This window comes from Chromatiaceae bacterium, assembly GCA_016714645.1.
Classification (GTDB): domain Bacteria; phylum Pseudomonadota; class Gammaproteobacteria; order Chromatiales; family Chromatiaceae; genus M0108.
Genome location: JADKCI010000006.1, coordinates 163,531 through 181,883 on the forward strand (window position 1 = coordinate 163,531; position 18,353 = coordinate 181,883).

The 18,353-nt window shown below is 62.7% G+C and carries 14 protein-coding genes; 8 read left to right on the plus strand and 6 right to left on the minus strand.

Going from position 1 to position 18,353, the window contains the following annotated elements:
• Nucleotides 1-29 precede the first annotated feature (29 nt).
• Together IPN92_20390 and clpB are read left to right on the plus strand one after the other, a co-directional pair.
• Complete coding sequence (locus tag IPN92_20390) at nucleotides 30-392, plus strand: septal ring lytic transglycosylase RlpA family protein (protein MBK8640524.1); 363 nt, start codon at nucleotides 30-32, stop codon at nucleotides 390-392.
• A gap of 236 nt (nucleotides 393-628) precedes the next feature.
• Nucleotides 629-3,226 (plus strand): ATP-dependent chaperone ClpB, encoded by a 2,598-nt coding sequence (gene clpB / locus IPN92_20395; protein MBK8640525.1) that lies wholly within the window; start codon nucleotides 629-631, stop codon nucleotides 3,224-3,226.
• Between the two features lie 89 nt (nucleotides 3,227-3,315).
• On the opposite strand, the gene IPN92_20400 is transcribed toward clpB, so the two are convergent.
• From IPN92_20400 to IPN92_20425, 6 genes are all read right to left on the minus strand, one after another.
• Nucleotides 3,316-4,611, minus strand: coding sequence for an FCSD flavin-binding domain-containing protein (locus IPN92_20400; GenBank protein ID MBK8640526.1), 1,296 nt, complete (start codon nucleotides 4,609-4,611; stop codon nucleotides 3,316-3,318).
• 21 nt (nucleotides 4,612-4,632) lie between these two features.
• Nucleotides 4,633-5,301 (minus strand): c-type cytochrome, encoded by a 669-nt coding sequence (locus tag IPN92_20405; protein MBK8640527.1) that lies wholly within the window; start codon nucleotides 5,299-5,301, stop codon nucleotides 4,633-4,635.
• 144 nt (nucleotides 5,302-5,445) lie between these two features.
• Complete coding sequence (locus IPN92_20410; GenBank protein ID MBK8640528.1) at nucleotides 5,446-6,390, minus strand: ankyrin repeat domain-containing protein; 945 nt, start codon at nucleotides 6,388-6,390, stop codon at nucleotides 5,446-5,448.
• A gap of 47 nt (nucleotides 6,391-6,437) precedes the next feature.
• On the minus strand, nucleotides 6,438-7,052 hold the full coding sequence (locus tag IPN92_20415) for a NapC/NirT family cytochrome c (GenBank protein MBK8640529.1): 615 nt from the start codon (nucleotides 7,050-7,052) through the stop codon (nucleotides 6,438-6,440).
• Nucleotides 7,053-7,234: 182 nt separating this feature from the next.
• Nucleotides 7,235-8,308, minus strand: a complete 1,074-nt coding sequence (gene nadA, locus IPN92_20420; GenBank protein MBK8640530.1) for a quinolinate synthase NadA — start codon at nucleotides 8,306-8,308, stop codon at nucleotides 7,235-7,237.
• Nucleotides 8,309-8,339: 31 nt separating this feature from the next.
• Nucleotides 8,340-9,821 carry a dynamin family protein gene (locus IPN92_20425; GenBank protein MBK8640531.1) on the minus strand — a complete coding sequence of 494 codons (1,482 nt, stop codon included), beginning with the start codon at nucleotides 9,819-9,821 and terminating at the stop codon, nucleotides 8,340-8,342.
• Nucleotides 9,822-10,188: 367 nt separating this feature from the next.
• On the opposite strand from IPN92_20425, the gene IPN92_20430 reads away from it, so the two are divergent.
• From IPN92_20430 to IPN92_20455, 6 genes are all read left to right on the plus strand, one after another.
• Entirely contained in the window at nucleotides 10,189-11,346 is a 1,158-nt protein-coding gene (locus IPN92_20430; GenBank protein ID MBK8640532.1) for an efflux RND transporter periplasmic adaptor subunit, read from the plus strand.
• 130 nt (nucleotides 11,347-11,476) lie between these two features.
• A complete protein-coding gene (locus tag IPN92_20435; GenBank protein ID MBK8640533.1) occupies nucleotides 11,477-15,481 on the plus strand; it encodes an efflux RND transporter permease subunit in 4,005 nt (1,334 codons plus the stop codon).
• 97 nt (nucleotides 15,482-15,578) lie between these two features.
• Nucleotides 15,579-16,166: a hypothetical protein gene (locus tag IPN92_20440; protein ID MBK8640534.1), complete on the plus strand. Its 588-nt coding sequence runs from the start codon at nucleotides 15,579-15,581 to the stop codon at nucleotides 16,164-16,166.
• 105 nt (nucleotides 16,167-16,271) lie between these two features.
• Nucleotides 16,272-17,063: a hypothetical protein gene (locus IPN92_20445; GenBank protein ID MBK8640535.1), complete on the plus strand. Its 792-nt coding sequence runs from the start codon at nucleotides 16,272-16,274 to the stop codon at nucleotides 17,061-17,063.
• 69 nt (nucleotides 17,064-17,132) lie between these two features.
• Nucleotides 17,133-17,765: a ParA family protein gene (locus tag IPN92_20450; GenBank protein MBK8640536.1), complete on the plus strand. Its 633-nt coding sequence runs from the start codon at nucleotides 17,133-17,135 to the stop codon at nucleotides 17,763-17,765.
• 75 nt (nucleotides 17,766-17,840) lie between these two features.
• Nucleotides 17,841-18,335 carry a hypothetical protein gene (locus tag IPN92_20455; protein ID MBK8640537.1) on the plus strand — a complete coding sequence of 165 codons (495 nt, stop codon included), beginning with the start codon at nucleotides 17,841-17,843 and terminating at the stop codon, nucleotides 18,333-18,335.
• Nucleotides 18,336-18,353 lie beyond the last annotated feature (18 nt).

The window sequence follows — 18,353 nt, forward strand, 5'->3', positions numbered from 1 at the left end:
CCGCCAAGCATTAGCCGGTTGTTTGTTCCTTGAATCGCGTTTTTCCCTTGATCGTCCTGATCCTCGCGATCGCGGTTGCTGGAGGCTGTAGTTCGGCCAGCAAACGGCAGCAGGACGGCGTGGCATCCTGGTACGGACCCCAACACCACGGCAGGAAAACCGCCAGTGGTCAGCCTTTTAACCAAAATACCCTGACCGCGGCCCACCCCAGTTTGCCTTTTGGGACCCAAGTCAGGGTCACGAATCTTGCCAATGGCAAGCAGGTTGTCGTGAGCATAAACGACCGCGGACCCTACAAAGGCGGTAGGATTATCGATCTCTCCCGAGCGGCGGCGCGGAAACTGGAAATGGATGGCATTGCTCGCGTTCGCGTTGAAGTGCTTTCGGATTAATGGCTTGGACGCGGCTTAGTGCCCTCCGCCTAGGGCCACGGGGCCTTAAGGTCCAAGACCCTCAGAGCGGTGCTGACGGCGGTCCAGGTCGTCAATGGGACTGCAGGGTTCGATGGACCTGTTAGGATTAGGGGCAGAAAGCGTGGGTGAGAATTCCAGGTCCTGGCGCCTTGAAATCATCCCGGCCTTCCCAACCTAGCCACCATAACCGATTGCAGTCGTGGAGATTCTCAGTCATGCGCATGGATAAATTGACGTCCAAGTTCCAGATGGCCCTGCAAGATGCGCAGAGTCTGGCGGTGGGGCGTGACCATCAGTTCATCGAGCCTATCCATTTGATGGCGGCCTTGCTGGATCAGGAGGGTGGCAGTTCGCGGCATCTGCTGGCGCAGGCGGACGTGAACGTGAACCGGCTGCGCTCGGCCTTGGGCGAGGCCCTGGAGCGGTTGCCGCGGGTGGAGGGTAACGCGGGGGAGGTGCATCTCGGCAATGACCTGAGCCGGTTGCTGAACCAGACTGACAAGCTGGCCCAGCAGCGCAAGGACCAGTACATCTCGTCCGAGCTTTTTGTGTTGGTGGCCGTAGAGGATAAGGGCGAACTGGGCCGGCTGCTGCGCGAGGCCGGGGCCAGCAAGGGGCCCATCGAGCGCGCCATCGAGCAGATGCGGGGTGGCCAGGCGGTTAGCGACCCCAATGCCGAGGAGCAGCGCCAGGCCCTGGAGAAGTACACCATCGACCTGACCGAGCGCGCCGAGCAGGGCAAGCTGGACCCGGTCATCGGTCGCGACGACGAGATCCGCCGCACCATCCAGGTCCTGCAGCGCCGCACCAAGAATAACCCGGTGCTAATCGGCGAGCCTGGCGTTGGCAAGACCGCCATCGTCGAGGGCCTGGCCCAGCGTATCGTCAACGGCGAGGTACCGGAGGGCCTCAAGACCAAGCGGCTGCTGTCCCTGGACATGGCGGCCCTCATCGCCGGCGCTAAGTTTCGCGGCGAGTTTGAGGAGCGCCTCAAGGCGGTGCTCAATGACGTGGCGCGCCAGGAGGGCAACATCATCCTCTTTATCGATGAGTTGCATACCATGGTGGGTGCGGGCAAGGCCGAGGGGGCCATGGATGCGGGCAATATGCTCAAGCCGGCCCTGGCACGGGGCGAGTTGCATTGTGTGGGCGCCACCACCCTGGACGAATACCGCAAGTATGTGGAAAAGGATGCCGCCCTAGAGCGCCGCTTCCAGAAGGTGCTGGTGCGGGAGCCTAATGTCGAGGACACCATCGCCATTCTGCGGGGTCTCAAGGAGCGCTACGAGCTGCATCACAAGGTGGATATCACGGACCCGGCCATCGTTGCCGCCGCTACCCTTTCCCACCGTTACATTGCCGACCGCCAGTTGCCGGACAAGGCCATCGATCTCATGGACGAGGCCGCCTCCCAACTCCGCATGGAAAACGAATCCATGCCGGAGGAGATGGACCGCCTCAAACGCCGCCTGATCCAACTCAAGATCGAGCGCGAGGCTATGAAGAAGGAGTCCGACGAGGCATCCAAGCGGCGCATGGCGGATCTTGAGGAGCAAATCACCAAGGGGGATCGGGAGTTTTCCGATCTCGACGAGGTCTGGAAGGCGGAGAAGGCGACTCTCCAGGGAACGGTCCATATCAAGGAGGAGCTGGACCGGGTGCGGGTGGAGTTGGAGACCGCCCGGCGCGCGGGTGATCTGGCGCGCATGTCCGAGCTGCAGTATGGCCGCATCCCGGAACTGGTGAAGCGTCTGGAGGCGGCCACCGCCGCCGAACACACCGAAAAAAAATTGTTGCGTAACAAGGTTACCGAGGAAGAGATCGCCGACATCGTCTCCAAGTGGACCGGTATCCCCGTCTCGCGCATGCTGGAGGGGGAGCGCGACAAACTGCTGCGCATGGAGCATGCCTTGGGCAAGCGGGTGGTGGGTCAGGGCGAGGCGGTTGCCGCCGTCAGCGATGCCATTCGCCGGTCGCGGGCGGGGCTTTCCGATCCTACGCGCCCCATCGGCTCCTTCCTCTTCCTGGGCCCCACAGGCGTGGGCAAGACGGAGCTGTGCAAGGCCCTGGCGGAGTTTCTCTTCGATACCGAGGAGGCCATGGTCCGCATCGACATGTCCGAGTTCATGGAGAAGCACTCGGTAGCGCGGCTCATTGGTGCCCCGCCGGGCTACGTGGGTTACGAGGAGGGTGGCTATCTCACCGAGGCGGTGCGGCGCCGGCCCTATAGCGTCATCCTGCTGGACGAGGTTGAAAAGGCCCACCCGGACGTCTTCAATGTCCTACTCCAGGTCCTGGACGACGGGCGCTTGACCGATGGTCAGGGGCGGACGGTCGATTTTCGCAACGCCGTCATCGTATTGACCTCCAATCTGGGCTCGGACGTTATCCAGCAGATGGCCGGGGAGGAGCGCTATGCCGAGATGAAGGCGGCGGTGATGGAGGTGGTCCGCATCGCCTTCCGCCCCGAGTTTATCAATCGCCTGGACGAGATCGTGGTCTTCCACCCCCTGCGTCGTGACCAGATTCGCGCCATCGCCCGCATCCAGATCCTCTTCTTGCAGAAGCGGTTGGCGGATCGGGACATGAAGCTGGTGGTGGACGATGCCGCCCTCGACCACTTGGGCGAGGCCGGCTTCGACCCTGTCTATGGCGCCCGGCCTCTCAAGCGGGCCATTCGCGCCCAAATGGAAAATCCCCTGGCCCAGGAGATCCTCGCCGGCCGGTTCGGCCCTGGCGATGTTATCGAGGTCGAGGCTATCGACGGTGCCCTGGCCTTCGAGCGGGTGTTGGAGGGGGTGATCGTGGATTGAGGCCGGCGGAGGGGTGCCCATGAAAAAGGGGCCCGAAGGCCCCCAAAGTGTCGCCACAACGCACCCCTGGGGGCGCGTCTCTCTTCTTGTTACTTGAAGATGTCCTTGATGATGTTGTCGTACCAGCTATAGGCGTACTGGACTTCGCGGGCATGGGCCTCGGGGGAGGCGTCCATCGGGGTCAGACCACCAGAGTTGGGGACCTCGGCGATCTTGCCATCGGCACCCAGCTTGTAAACGCCCGCGACGGAGATGGCCCAGTCGGGGGTGATGAGGGAGTAGCAGGTGTTGACGAAGGCGGGCACCCCGACCTCGCCACCCTTGAGCAGAGCGACTACTGCGGCAGCGCAAACCTTGGCCTGACTGTTGGCGGCATAGGCGGACTTGGGCATGGCGCCGGCGATGACGGCATCACCAATGACATGGACGCCGGGCACCTTCTTGGATTCGAAGCTGCGTTGATCCACCGGGCACCAGCCACTGTCATCGGCCAAACCAGCGACCTGGGCAATCTTGCCGGCGCGCTGGGGTGGAATGACGTTGATGACATCCGCCTTCATCTCCTCGCCCACTTCGCCGTAGGTGAGGGTCATGGCGGCGGGATCGACCTTGGTGACGGTGGCATCGGGACCTGGACGCCATTCGATCAGGGCCTTGGGGGTGCCATAGCCGTAAAATTTCTCCCAGGCCTGGATGAAGAGCCCCTGCTTGGAAAACTTCTGCTTGGCATCCAGGATGACGACCTTGGATTTGGGCTTGTGCTTCTGCAGGTAATGGGCGATGAGGCTGGCGCGCTCATAGGGCCCAGGGGGGCAGCGGAAGGGGTTCGGCGGGGCGACGATGGCGACCACGCCGCCGTCCTTCATGTCCTCGATCTGCTTTTTCAGCAGGAGGGTTTGCGGGCCGGCCTTCCAGGCATGCGGCATCTGCTTGTCGGCGACTTCGGGCGTGTAGCCCTCGATCTTGTCATAGACAAACTCGACGCCGGGAGAGACGACGCACCGGTCGAAGGCCAGGGACTGGCCGCCGGCGGTCTTGACGGTCTTGGCGGCGCCATCGATGGCCTCCGCCGAGTCAAAGACGACGTTGATGCCCATCTTCTTGACATCGTCATAGCCCACTTCGAGGGACTTGAGGTCACGCTCGCCGGCAATGACTTCATTGCTGAAGTAGCAGGTGAAATAGGTCTTGTTGGGCTCGACGATGGTGACGTCGATGGAGGGATCCAAGCGCTTGATGTACTTGGCGGCGGTGGTACCGCCCGTGCCCCCGCCGACAACCACCACCTTGCTGGCGGCGCCGAAGGCGAGGTGAGGCATGCCAACCATGGCAACGGCGGCGGCCGTGCCGGTGGCTTTGACGAAATCGCGACGATTCATTTTCATGTTAGGTAACCTCCCCGGTCCTTATTGCTGGCTGGCGTAAAAGGCGTAAAGGGCGTCGAGTCCCTTGTCACCTTCCTTCTTGACCATGCCGTCGAACTTCTCCTTCATCTTCTTGGGCATTTCACGCTTACTGGTCTGGTAGTCTTGCAAGGTGTACTTCAGGTAGGGGGTCCACTGACCGGCGATGACCTGGTATTCCTCGTCCGCGACCACCTTGCCACCTTCCGCGTGGCATTTTTCGCACCACTTGTCGTGAATCTTCTTGCCGGCGGCGGCCAGCTTGTCGTCGAATTTCTGCTTGGCGGGCACGTAGGGCTTGGCGGCGAAGTACTCGGCCATGAGCTTGATTTCGTCCTCGGAGTAGCCCTTGGCGATGCGGCCCATGACGGTGGAGTAGGCCGTGCCTTCCTGGAAGCTCTTCATGATGGAGGCAAAGTACTCGGGATGCAGACCGCCGATATTCGGCGAGGCGGGTCCGGCGCTGGCGCCGTCGGTGCCGTGACAGCCGTTGCAGGTCTCGCTCAGCATTGGGGCGCTGGCGCCGGAGATGAGTTCGACGGGTGCGGCGGCTGGGGCAGGTGCCGCGGCCGGAGCGGGTTTGGCTTCTTCTTTTGCAGCAAAAGCGGTGGTCGCGAGGCCCAGGGTAACGGCGCTCGCGAGCAAGGCCAGCTTCATTAATTTTTTGGCCATGATTCCTCCTTATGGGTGACAGATTTCTCGGGTAAAACGGAGAACCGGGTCTCCGTCATGCGTGAAGCGCCCGTAGGACGCCTCCCTTCGCATAGGTTGTCGGTGCCAGCATCCTTAATCAGGGTAGTCCGGCCCCTCACATATTCATGGTTTGGACAGCAGGGCGATGGCATCCTGATTGCCCTTCTGGCGGGCGATGTCCATCGCAGAACGACCCTTGGCATCCTTGAGGGATGGGTCCGCGCGGTAACTCAGCAGCGGGCCGATGAAATCGCCGTGACCGGTGTTGACGGCCTCAATCAGGGCGCTGACGCCATCGGTATCCTGCTGGTTGGGATCCGCGCCAGCGGCCAGCAGCAGTTCGGCCACATCGGTGCGATGACTGCCGATGGCCCAGATGAGGGCCGTGCCCCCGAGCTTGTCATGGGCGTTGGGATTGGCCCCCTTGGCGAGCAGGGTAGCCACGACATCGGTTTGGCCCTCGCCAGCGGCAAGAAGGAGTGCCGTCGCGCCTTCCTTGTCCTTGGCCTCCAGTTCGGCGCCAGCATCGACCAGCAGCTTCACCACTTGAGAGTGGCCCCGGGCGGCGGCGTCCATCATGGCGGTACGGTGATCCTTGTCCGAGGCCTTGGGATCGGCGCCCTTATAAAGCAGTTGCTCCACCATATCGGCGATGCCGTACCGGGCGGCGATCATGAGGGCGTCCCAGCCACCGCGGGTGCGGTCGTGTAGGTTGGCGCCCCGCTCGATGAGGAGGGCGGTGATGCCGATGTGGCCGTTCTCGGCGGCGAAGGTCAGGGCGGTGCAGTTGGCGTTGGCGCGGGCGTTGACATTGGCGCCCCGGGCCAGGAGCAGGGCGACGGTCTCCAGGTTGTCGCCCTCGACGGCCATCATCAGGGCCGTCTTGCCCAACTCATTGGCGGCATCGACCGGTACGCCTTGATCGAGGTGGCGCATGACCTCTTCAGTCTTGCCGACGGCGGCGGCATTGCGCATCTCCTTGCCAAGGGAGTTATCGGCGGCCTGTGCCGGGAGCGCGGCGACGAGTGCCAGGAGAAGGGGCAGGGCGGTTAGGTATCGGGTGGTCATGTCGGCGGCGCCTCGAGGCGATCGGTTCCGGTGGATGGATCCGGCGATCATTCGGATTTAGCTTTGCTTTCGGCTTCCATATCGGCCTGGGTTTGCGCCGTGCCCGCGTCTGGATCGACCTCGTCGGGCTCTTCGGGCAGGGTATGGGCTATGCCCTTATGGCAGTCAATACAAGTATCGCCCTTGTCGGGGGCATTGCTGTGGCGGTTGCGGGCGGAGCGGTCCTGGGCCGCCAGGTCCATATGGGAATATTCGTGACAGGAACGGCACTCGCGGGAATCGGTGGCCTTCATCTTCTCCCAGACGCGGCTGGCCATGTTCCAGCGGTGAGCCTCGTACTTCTCCGGGGTGTCGATGGTGCCCATGAACTCATGATAGACGTCCTTGGCGGCCATGACCTTGGCGATCATCTTGGGGATAAAGGGCTGGGGGACATGGCAGTCGGCGCATCCCGCATGAACGCCCGAGGCGTTCTGCCAGTGGACCGATTGTTGCAGTTCCTCCCGAACCGTCTGCATGGTGTGGCAGGAGGTGCAGAATTCCGTGGTATTGGTGTGGGCCAGTCCGGCGTTGAAGAGTCCGGCGAAAACGATTCCCGCCACGAAAATGACAGCAAAACCAAGGATTAATTTCTTGCGGGAGGCGCCTTCGGGCTTGGCCATGGAAATCCTCATTGGGGGTGGCAATGGCATTCAGGTGGCTCGGGTATGCCGAGTCACGAGCCCGGCGGGACGGCTGCCAGGCTTCATTCTTGTTATCTGTTTCGATGTTAAGGCATGGCGGAGGCTTTGCCAAGAATTCGGGGTGGCAGCCTTGAAAAAAACCGTGGCAGTCATAGGCCCCCTTAATGCCCAGGCGTGCGGGTTTGCCGTCCCCCGATGCCCCGCTCCCGGGCAAAATCCAGCATCCGCTGGATGGGTAGTCGTGCTTGGGCGCAGATGTCGGGGGCAATCGCGACCTCCTGGTCGCCGGTTATCAGGACCTGCTCCAGGTTCTGTAAGGCATTCATGGCCATCCAGGGACAGCGGGCACAACTCTCGCAGGTGGCGCCCACGCCGGCGGTGGGTGCGGCGATGAGCTTCTTGTCCGGGGCGAGCTGGTGCATCTTCCAGAAGATGCCCTCATCCGTGGCAACGATAAACTCCTGGTTAGGCATCTCCAGCACCGCCTTGATCAACTGGGTGGTGGAGCCCACCACATCCGCCTGATCCACGACCTCGTCCGGTGCCTCGGGGTGGACGAGAACGGCGGCGCCGGGGTGCAGGCGCCGTACCCGGTCGAGGGCGAAGCCCTTGAATTCCTCGTGGACCACGCAGGCCCCGGGCCATAGCAGCATTTCGGCGCCCGTGATCCGTTCGATGTAATGCCCAAGGTGCTTGTCCGGGGCCCAGAGGACCTTTTGTCCCTGGGCCTGGAGGTGCTCGACCACCGGCAGGGCGATGCTGGAGGTCACTACCCAGTCGGATCTGGCCTTGACCGCCGCCGAGGTGTTGGCATAGACCACCACGGCGTGATCCGGGTGCTGGTCGCAAAAGGACGCGAAAAGGTCCGCTGGACAGCCCTCGTCCAGCGAGCAGGTGGCCGCCAGGTTGGGCATGAGGACGCGCTTTTCAGGATTGAGAATCTTAGCGGTCTCGCCCATAAAGCGTACGCCGCACACCACCAGGGTGCTGGCTTGACTCTCGCTGCCGAAGCGCGCCATCTCCAGTGAGTCGGCGACGTAGCCACCCGTCTCCTCCGCCAGTTCCTGCAGGTCTCCATCCGTGTAGTAGTGGGCGACCAGGACGGCATTGAGTCTCGCCAGGAGGCTCTTGATGCGCGCCTTGAGGTCTGCCTTCTCCTCGGGAGGCAGGACCGGCCAGACCGGGTGGGGAGGTACCCGGACGACCGGTATGCCGATGGCTTGTGGGTACGACATGCGTAGGTCTCCGTGTCGAGGGCGTGGTGGGTTAATCCCCTTCCTGGACCGGGGCAGGCTGGGCATACGGTACCAGGCCCTCGCCCGAGGGATTGGTGAAGCGGTCGTTCAAGGTCTGGACGTAGGAGTTGGCGTCCTCGCGAATCTTGGCCAGGCGCCGCCGGGCCGTGCCGGTCCAGCCCGCCGGGTTGGGGGCAAGGATGGTGCGCCAGGCCTTGGTGTTGCGCTGGAAGGCGGCTATGAGGTCGCCGCGGACCCCCAGGGTCGCCGCCTCCTGGCGCAGGGAGTTCATCAGACTCATAGCGGCCAGATTGCGGATACTAAAGTGGATGAGGGCAGCGATGCCGAGCAACACGGCCAGGAATACCAGGTCCAGGGAGAGATTCACCAGGGTCGAAACCCAGCCTGGCTGGGCGGCGGGCTCGCCCCAGTAGCCGATTTGCAGGGTGCCGGCCAGGGAGAGGATGGTCAGGGCGCCGAGGGCGATACCGTCCCCCCAGAGGGTGCGCAGGCGCCAGCGGCTAAGGGCACGGATCAGGAAGGGGGCGGCCTTGTCGCTGATGTCTTTCGCGGTCTTGTCGAGGGCGCCGACGATGCGGTAGGCGCGCTCGATCTCGACCTCCTGCATGCGGCCGTGGATTTCCCCCAAGTCCAGGTCGCGCTTGGCCTCGAAGCGCTTGCGTTTGCCCTCGTCCTCGATGGGCGTCGCGGCATCGGGATTATATATAGTGTAGAAACGACCGGCGGTCAGGCCCTCCTCGCCGAGGGCGCGCTGCCAGGCGGCGACGACGTCCTCTGGGTTGTCCTCCCGTGCCGCGGTATCAATTTGATTGAGAATATAGAGAAACTTGCTCGAGTCCGATCGGCCGATGGTATCGGCGACCAGGTGCTTCAGGGTGTCGCGCATGGCCCCCGGTTCCGGGTGACGGGCATCGAAAAACACCAGTACCAGGTCGGAAAGATCAATGATGTGATCCGTGATCCGCAGGGTCGCGGTGCGCTGGGCATCGGCGTCGAAGCCGGGGGAGTCAATGAGGATTTTGCCGCGCAGGGCCTCGCTCGGGCAGGTCTTGAGCTGGAGATAGGTATCGATGCGCTTACCCTCGCCGGCCGCCGCCACATCAATGTCCTTGGAGATCTGATAGAGCGGGAAGCGGGGGTCCGAATCCAGGGCTATGCCAGGTAGGGCATGGGCCGTGGCCTCCCGGCTGTAGCAGATGACGGTAAAGCGGTCATCGACGGCCTGGTTGCCGCTACGCTGGATCTTATAGCCGAGAAAGTGGTTGATGAAAGTGGACTTGCCGGCCGAGAAGGTGCCCAGCACGGAGATAAGGGGCCACCAGGGAATCTGGGTAGCGTAGGACTGGTCGGGGGCCAGCAGTCCCATGGCGTGGGCTACCTTGTCGAGGGCGCGGAAACTCTGAACCGTGCTCAGGAGGACGGGGTTCTCCTGGGCGAGATGGGATTCGAGGTTTTTGAGTTGCTGTTCGACGGCGTCCGTGGTGGGAGGCATGGGGTAATTTCCTCTTGGGTTGAAAATGTTAAGGATGGTAAACCCAACGGGGGCCGTGAGGCCAATCGACAAGCGGCCAAGGACTGCGGGAATCGTACCGGCCTGTTTAGGCGTCTGATTTAACTGTAATAATGATTACAGGGTATTGAAGCCGACCAGAGTTTCCGGCATAATAGTCCTTGGCGCTCTCTACTTGTTAAGCATAAAGTAGGCTCCGTTCATGGGCGCGCGGCAAGTCCAGGTGGCGGGGAGGCGGCTAGGTCCGCTCCATTAGGTTTGCGGCGTTTACCTCGGCGGCGAACCCTCGCTTGCTGGACCAGCAGTTAAGGTTAAATATAGCATGGCTAAGCTTATGGTTAATCCAATGATGCGGGGATTCTTCGTGGCGACCTGGGTGGCGACGTCATCCCTGGTGGCGGCCGCCCCGCCCCTGGCTTACCCTCCGCAGCAGGGTTTCGGTGAGTTCGTGGTCCGCCAGTCGGAGGGTACCCCCACCCTCTCGATTGGTGGCACCGTGGTCCCTTACAAGGAGGTCACCCTCGCTGCCCAGATGCCGGGTCGGGTCAGCTACCTGGCGGGTATCGAAGGTGACAAGTTCAAAAAGAGCGATCTTCTGGTCGCCATCGACGATCAGGAACTCCTGGCTAAGCGCCGCGCCCTCCTGGCGCAGATGGCCTCCGCCGATGCTCAGTGGCGTAATGCCGGCATCCAGTTTAACCGCGAGATCTACTCACCCAGATCCAAGGCCCCGCCGGGTGGCATGGCCGTCCCCAACCTCTTTGACCAGATGTTCACCCGTCCAATGGAGGGCTTTTTGGGCGAACGCTCCGAGGGGGCGGAGGTTTCGGCGGATCTCCATGCCTCCGGAACCCAGGTCGAGCAGGCGCGCAGTGCCCTCATGTCCTTGCAGGCCGATTTGCAGGCCCTGGATTCCAAGCTGCGCGATGCCCGGAGCATTGCTCCCTTCGATGGCGTCATCGTCAAGAAATCCGTGGAGGTCGGCGATACCACCCAGCCGGGCCAGCCTCTGCTGACATTCGCGGACGTGGAATACCTTCAGGTCGATATCGATGTCCCCTCCCGTCTGCGTGCCGGGCTGAAGGAGGGCATGATGATTACCGCCGAACTCGACGTGAATCATCAGCAGGTGCCGGTACGCGTGGCCCAGATCTACCCCATGGCCGACGCCCAGCGGCACACGGTCAAGGTGAAGCTGGATCTGCCCCAGGGTGTGGCCGAGCCGGGTTTGTACGTTCGGGTCCTGGTCCCAGACTTTGGGGCCCCGGAACGGGGCAATCCGCTGGTTCCGGCCACGGCCATCCGTTACAACGGCAGCCTGCCTGGGGTCTATGTCCTGGATGAGCAGGGCCGCCCCAATCTGCGCCTGGTCCGTCTGGGCGAGCGGCAGCCGGATGGCATGGTGAACGTCCTCAGTGGCCTGCGTCCCGGCGAGCGCCTTCTTGGCGATCCCCCTCCGGGCGTGGCCGCCGGCTGGTCGGGGGGGACTTTGGCCCCGCCCCGTTGACCCCTTAGCCGAATACCCAGCAAAAAAATAATGCGCCGGTTCCAATCCGGCGCTTGCCTTTCCTCCGGGGGGCATCCCGCCCAACCTTCCTTGGGCGCCTCTCGGTCAGCTCTCAATGGTGTGCAAGGCCATGAATCACGACGAGACCCTGAGTCAATCCGAGGGAACCCCCAGGTTTACGGACGAGAGTCTCGGCATTGCCGGGCGCACGGCGCGATTCTTCCTTCGTTCCCCCCTGTCACCGCTCTTCTATGTCGCCATGCTCATGATGGGCCTGCTCGGCCTGGTCATGACGCCGCGGCAGGAAGATCCTCAGATCTCGGTGCCCATGATCGATATCATGGTTCAGTACCCTGGCGCCTCGGCCCAGCAGGTCAGTAACCTCGCCATGCAGCCGCTGGAGCGGATCATGAGCGAGATACCTGGCGTCAAACACGTCTACTCCGCGGCCCAGCGCAACGGTGGCATGGTCACCGTCCAATTCGATGTCGGTGAGTCGATGGGTCCGTCCCTGGTCAAGGTCAACGACAAGTTGGCCTCCAATCAGGACAAGATCCCGCCCGGGGTCATGCAGCCGCTGGTCAAGAGCAAGGGCATCGATGATGTCCCCATCGTGACCCTCACCCTCTGGTCGATGGACTCGGACCGCGACGGCCTGCCGGACGTGGACGACGGCCAGTTGCGGTTGCTGGCCCAGGACGTGCTCCAGGCTATCAAGGAGGTCCAGGATACGGCTAACGCCTTCGTCGTCGGTGGTCGCCGCGAGCAGGTCACGGTGGACGTCCAGCCCGAGCGCCTGGCCGGCTACGGGATCAGCCTGGATCAGGTGGCTCAGACGATCCAGACCGCCAATGCCGAAACCTTCGCTGGCGGTCTCGAGACCAGTGGCGCCCATTTCTCCGTCTCCACCGGTGCCTTCCTGAAGGGCATGGACGATATCAGCCGCCTGGTGGTTGGCACCCATCAGGGTCAGCCCGTCTATGTCCGTGATGTGGCCCGCGTCTCCCAGGGTCCGGAGGACGCGAGGCACCTGGTCGCCTACTACACGGGTCCGGCCGCCCCCGAGGGCGTCAAGGCCGATGGCGTGCCGGCGGTGACCATCGCCGTAGCCAAGAAGGAACTGACCAACGGCGTGAGCGTAGCCAATGCCATACTCGCCCGGGTGGAGGAACTCAAGGGCGAGCGTATCCCTTACAACGTCGAAGTCAGTGTCACCCGCAATTATGGCGCCTCGGCGGACGACAAGGTCAGCGAGCTCATCTTCAAGCTCTTCATCGCCACGGGCTGGGTCTTCCTCTTGGTGTGGGGGGCCTTCCGCGCCCTGCGCCCGGCCATCGTGGTCATGCTGGTTATTCCCGTCGTCCTGCTCATGACCATCTTCGTGGCCTGGATCTGGAATTACACCATCGACCGGGTGAGCCTCTTCGCCCTCATCTTCTCCATTGGTATCCTGGTGGATGATGCCATCGTGGTGGTGGAAAATATTTACCGCCGCTGGCTGGAGGAGGGCCACACCGGCGACGATATCGCCATCGAGGCCGTGGCGGAGGTGGGCAACCCCACCATCCTCGCCACCTTCACCGTGATCGCCGCCCTGCTGCCCATGGGCTTCGTCTCCGGCATGATGGGCCCCTATATGGAACCGATCCCGGCCCTAGGCTCGGCGGCCATGTTTATCTCCCTCTTTGCCGCCTTTGTCTTCACGCCCTACCTGGCCATCTCCAAGTGGCTGCGGCCCTCCATGGCCTATCTGGAAAAGGCCGAGAAGCGCGAGCACAAGGAGGCGGAGAAGATCGAAAAGCTCTTCCGCCGCATTCTGGTTCCTCTCATCGAGAGCAAGCGCAAGCGGAAAATTTTCCGCTTGGTACTTTGGGGCACCTTTGCCTTCACCCTGACCTTCTTCTACTTCAAGTGGGTCGCGGTCAAGATGATGCCCTTGGACAATAAGCCCGAATACACGGTGGTGGTCGATATGCCGGAGGGCACGGCCCTGCCGGTGACGGCCAACCTGGCCCATCGCCTGGTGGACAAGCTCCGCGCCAGCCAGCCGGAGATCACGGCGGTCCAGCTTTACGCCGGTACGGCACGGCCTTACGACTTTAATGGCATGGTGCGCCACTACTATTTACGCTCGGACCCCTGGCAGGCCGAGTTACAGGTGCAACTCCTTCACAAGAAGGAGCGTAAGCGCTCCAGTCATCAACTGGCCATCGAGGCCCGAGAGGTCCTGCTGCCGCTGGTGGCGGGTACGGGTGCCAAGATCTCGGTGGTTGAGATGCCACCCGGGCCCCCGGTGCTCCAGTCGGTGGTGGCCGAGATCCATGGCCCCTCGGCGGAGGTCCGCCGCCAGTTCACCCGCGATATGACCGCCATCTTCGACCAGGCGGAGAGCCTGGTTGACGTGGACAATTACTTGCGCGAACCCTATGACTACTGGCGTTTTGACGTGGACACGGAAAAGGCGGTGCGCGGCGGTATCTCCGTGGATGCCATCAACCGCAACCTGGCCATGGCCCTGGGCGGCGCACCCATGGGGGACGTTAAGGAGCAGGCCGGTCACGAACCCATCAATATCGTCGTGCAGGTGCCGATGGCGGAGCGTTCGGAGATCGAACGGCTGGGCGACCTGCCCGTCCAGTCGACCTCGGGCATGACCCTCCCCTTGCGCGAGTTGGGCCGCTTCGAACGGGTGCCCGAGGAGGACATCATCTATCGCAAGGATCTGCGCGCGGTCGAATATGTGGTGGCGGATGTAGGTGGAACCCTGGCCGCGCCCGTCTACGGCATGCTCCAGATCCAGGATATTCTGGACCAGAAAGGTTACAAGGCACCAGATGGCGTGGCCCCTCTGAGTTACTGGACCCAGGCCCCGGCCAACGATCGCCACTCGTCCTGGGAGTGGGCTGGCGAGTGGACCGTCACCTACGAGACCTTCCGCGACATGGGCGCGGCCTTTGCCGTGGCCCTGGTGCTCATCTATATCCTGGTGGTGTGGGAGTTTGGTAACTTCCGCATTCCCCTCGTCATTATGGCGCCCATTCCGCTGACCCTGCTGGGCATTATTCCGGCCCACTTCCTTATGTTCAGCATGGGGAAGGGCGGGGAGTTTACCGCTACCTCCATGATCGGCTGGATAGCCCTAGCCGGAATCATTGTCCGCAACTCCATCCTGCTGGTTGATTTCTCGATCCATGAGGTGCAAAAGGGTGTCCCGGTGGCCGAGGCGGTGATTCGTGCCTGTAAGACCCGGACCCGACCCATTCTCATCACGGCCCTGGCCCTGGTGGCGGGTTCCAGTGTTATCTTCACCGATCCCATCTTCCAGGGCATGGCCATCTCCCTGGCCTCGGGGGTGCTGGTGTCCACCGTCCTGACCCTGATCGTCATTCCCCTGGGTTGCGTCGAGGCCAGCAAGGATCTGTGTGAGGTGGCGGTGGCGACGGCGCATCCCGGCGTCAAGGTCCCTTGCGCCAATGGCGAGGGTGGCAATGGCGGCGGCTACGCGGCGGCACCGACTCCGGACACCAAGCCTCGGCCGGCCAAGAGCGGCCTGCTGATCCGCATTTGGATGGGCCTGTTCGAAGTCATCTCCATGGCCTTTTACCTGGTTCGGGGTATCCTCCTGCTGCTTATCGATCTGGTGAAAGGCCTCTTCAAGCCTAAGAAGGCTAAGCGGGTCGCGTCGCCACCTCCATCCCCCCCCACGCCGCCAGCCGCTGTCGCGGGTGGCGGTGCTCCGTCCCCAGCGAGTCCGGCCGCCCCCGCGGCAGGGGGGGAAGCCCCGCCAGTCCCGCCGGCGACCCAGGCCGAGGCGAGCGCCGAGCCCTTGGCTAAGTTATCCTCGGAGGCACCGGCACCGGCACCGGCACCGGCACCGGCACCGGCACCCGCTCCCGCTCCGGTTCCAGTCACGGTCGGACCCGTTGCGGCTCAGCAGCCTGCCCCCGCGCTGGCGGCTATCCCGGCCCAAAAGACCGAGGCCAGCGCACGAAAAAAGACTCCGGCTCCGGCCCGGAAGGCCGCCGCTCCGGCTAAAAAAGCGGAGGGATCCCCGGCTAACCTGATCCAGAAGAAGTCCCCGCGTCGTGGTATTCGACTCAAGAACGACGCGGATGAAGGGCCCGGCCACGATTGATTCATGTCGTTTTTCCAGTGAGCGGGAAGGTATTCGGATGAGGGTTCCAAGGTGGTGCCTATCACTTCGGGCCATCCCCCTCCTCCTCGTGAGCCTCATGCCCCTGAAGTCGTCCGCAGGAGAACCTTCCTGGGATCCAGCCTATGGGTACGCCCCGGCGCAGCGCCCATCTTCGGGTGGCGCTGCCGGGGAAACCCTGCATTATGTCCAAGGTAGCCGGGACCCCTACGCCGTGGGAGGGGCTCCGAACGGTCTCCCTTCCGGGGGGGCCAAACCGCCAAGCCTCTATGAAACCTTGCGGCGCGATCCGGGTCTGGGCCGTGCCCCATCGGGGCGCATCGAGGGCCCCACCAGTCCCCCAGGGCCGGATCCAGGGCGCTATCGCTTCCGGGGTGATGGGCCCGCCGTCGAGGGGGGCGAACCCGCCTTTGCCTCGGATTATCGCTACCGCCCCTTGACGGACCAGGAGCGGGATCGCGGTCAGGCGACCTCGGGCTGGCGGCCCGTGACCCTGCCCCGGCAGGAGTCGCCAGCCCCGCTCAACCCAGCCCGCCCCTCCTTCCAGTCCGATCAGCGGACCGGTGGTTGGACTCAAGGCCAGCCTCCCTATCCCGAACTACCGGGAAGGCCCAATCATGAAGCTGAGAACTGGTTCGACCGCCACTATGGAGAGGGTCGCCGCTGAATTTCCTGGGTGATCGCGATGGGCAACTTGCGTAGAATCAGGCCAAGAGACATCCGCTTGATTGACTTGTCGCAACAGACATAAATTTTCCTGGAGGAATAGCCAATGAACCAGCAGTCTCCATCCCATCGCAGCGTCCTTGCCATTGGCCTCGCGGCCATTCTGGTGGCCCCGATTGCGCTGGCCGATGCGGAATTCTCCGCCGAAATGGTCCAGCGCGGACCCGATGGCCAGTCCAGCGTAGGCAAGATCCTGGTTGGTAAGGACAAGACCCGTACCGAGGCCGTCCACCAAGGCCAGAGCCTGGTGCGTATCACCGATGATCAGCTCGGCCTGGAATGGATCCTCTTTCCCGAGCGCAAGAGCTATGTGGAGCGTTCGACCCTGGGGCCCGACGGTAAGCCCAAGGCCGAGCCCACCGCCCAGGACCCCTGCGCCGGCGTGCCGGGCTTGAATTGCCAGGCCAAGGGCGAGGAGACTATCTCCGGGCGGAGCACCCTGGTCTGGGAAATCACCGTCAATCAGCACGGCAAGACCGCCACCGTCACCCAATGGATCGATAAAGAGCGCGGTCCCGCCTTTGCGTTGCGTCAGACCATGGTCGAGGGCGGCCAGATGGAGCGCAGTCTCCTGGGCCAGGAGGAATTGGCAGGTCGCAAGACGGAGAAGTGGGAGGTGAAGATGACGGGGCCGGATGGTAAGACCCTGTCCACCACCGAGTGGTACGATCCTGAATTGCAGATGGCCATCAAGCAGGAGTACCCCGGCGGCATGGTCAGCGAACTCGTCGGTATTCGCGTCGGCCCTCAGGCTGACGAGAATTTCACCCTGCCCGCGGGCTATAGCCGCATGGAAATGCCCCAAGGTGGGACTGATGCTCCCGCGCCAAGGCCCTAATGTTCATAGGGGTGCGTCTTCGGCTCACGGAGGCACCCTCGCCACTATTCCTGGCCGCGAGGTCACGCCATGATTACGGTTATCGGTAGCCTGAAGGGGGGGTCCGGCAAGAGCACCCTGACTTTTAACCTTGCCGTCTGGCTGGCCATGGCGGATGTCAAGGTCCAACTGGTCGATGCGGATCCCCAGGCCACCTTGACCGACGTGGTGGATGTGCGCCTGGAGGAAGGCTTCAGCCCCAAGCTTAAGGTGAAGGGTAAGGCCGGTATCAACCCGGAGGCCTTTGCCAGCGCCGAAGAGACTTTGATCGATGTCGGCACGGCGGACATGGATGCCATGCGTCTGGCCCTCAAGCTGTGCGACCGGGTGGTGGTCCCCGTGCCGCCCTCCCAGGCCGATATCTGGTCCACCCAACGCTACATCCATCTGGTTGAGTCCGCGGCGGCGGGCCCGGCGCCACAGATGATCGGTTTCATTAATCGTGGCGACACCCATCAGGGCGTTCGCGAGACGAATGAGACCGCCGCCGCCCTGGTCTCCCTGCCAGGCATCAAATTCATCAAGCCGCGCATCGCCACCCGAACCGTCTTTCGCCGGTCCTTCAGCGAAGGCCTGGCAGTGTTCGAACTGGAGCCGCGCGGCAAGGGCGCCACGGAGTTTCTCTCTCTGGCCGCAATGCTTTATCCGAACGTGTTGAGCTGAATATGAGCCAAACCTGGCAGCTGGTGGCTGGTCATATCCCCATAACCCGATGCTGGGTCATCAACGAGCAATGCCATGGCCGAAAATAATGAATTGACCAAGGCCCCGGCGGTTGGCGAGGGTGGGCCTTTTGATGGCATCGCTATTGATCGCCTGTCCCATGCCTTCGAGACCAGCGCCAAGCGCTGGGAGTTGATCGTTTACCCTTCCATGTTTGCCTTTATCATCCTGGCCACCTATGGCTTCTATCTGGTATTCAGCCTGGCAAAGGATGTCCACTACATGGCCATCAGCATCGATACCAACTTGACGGTACTGTCAAGCAATATGCAATCCATGTCGGACAATGTCAGCCTGATGAGCGGCAATGTACGTCTTATGGCTACCAGCGTCGAGTCCATGGCCGCGGATGTTACGACCCTCAAGCCTATGATGAACAGCATGGAATCACTCAATCAATCCATTCGAATCATGACCCAGACCACCGGCAACATGAGCAACGACATGGGGAACCTGAATCGCAGCATCAGCCGGCCCATGGGCTTTATGAATTCCTTCATGCCCTGGTAACAGGCCCGGGCCCTGGTC

Bases quoted from the DNA above. Each gene is read 5' to 3' on its own strand.
- IPN92_20440 (MBK8640534.1), top strand. From the start codon at position 15,579: ATGCCCCTGAAGTCGTCCGCAGGAGAACCTTCCTGGGATCCAGCCTAT.
- IPN92_20415 (MBK8640529.1), bottom strand. From the start codon at position 7,052: ATGGCCAAGCCCGAAGGCGCCTCCCGCAAGAAATTAATCCTTGGTTTT.
- IPN92_20410 (MBK8640528.1), bottom strand. From the start codon at position 6,390: ATGACCACCCGATACCTAACCGCCCTGCCCCTTCTCCTGGCACTCGTC.
- IPN92_20455 (MBK8640537.1), top strand. From the start codon at position 17,841: ATGGCCGAAAATAATGAATTGACCAAGGCCCCGGCGGTTGGCGAGGGT.
- IPN92_20430 (MBK8640532.1), top strand. From the start codon at position 10,189: ATGCGGGGATTCTTCGTGGCGACCTGGGTGGCGACGTCATCCCTGGTG.
- nadA (MBK8640530.1), bottom strand. From the start codon at position 8,308: ATGTCGTACCCACAAGCCATCGGCATACCGGTCGTCCGGGTACCTCCC.
- IPN92_20400 (MBK8640526.1), bottom strand. From the start codon at position 4,611: ATGAAAATGAATCGTCGCGATTTCGTCAAAGCCACCGGCACGGCCGCC.
- IPN92_20445 (MBK8640535.1), top strand. From the start codon at position 16,272: ATGAACCAGCAGTCTCCATCCCATCGCAGCGTCCTTGCCATTGGCCTC.
- IPN92_20425 (MBK8640531.1), bottom strand. From the start codon at position 9,821: ATGCCTCCCACCACGGACGCCGTCGAACAGCAACTCAAAAACCTCGAA.
- IPN92_20435 (MBK8640533.1), top strand. From the start codon at position 11,477: ATGAATCACGACGAGACCCTGAGTCAATCCGAGGGAACCCCCAGGTTT.
- IPN92_20450 (MBK8640536.1), top strand. From the start codon at position 17,133: ATGATTACGGTTATCGGTAGCCTGAAGGGGGGGTCCGGCAAGAGCACC.
- clpB (MBK8640525.1), top strand. From the start codon at position 629: ATGCGCATGGATAAATTGACGTCCAAGTTCCAGATGGCCCTGCAAGAT.
- IPN92_20405 (MBK8640527.1), bottom strand. From the start codon at position 5,301: ATGGCCAAAAAATTAATGAAGCTGGCCTTGCTCGCGAGCGCCGTTACC.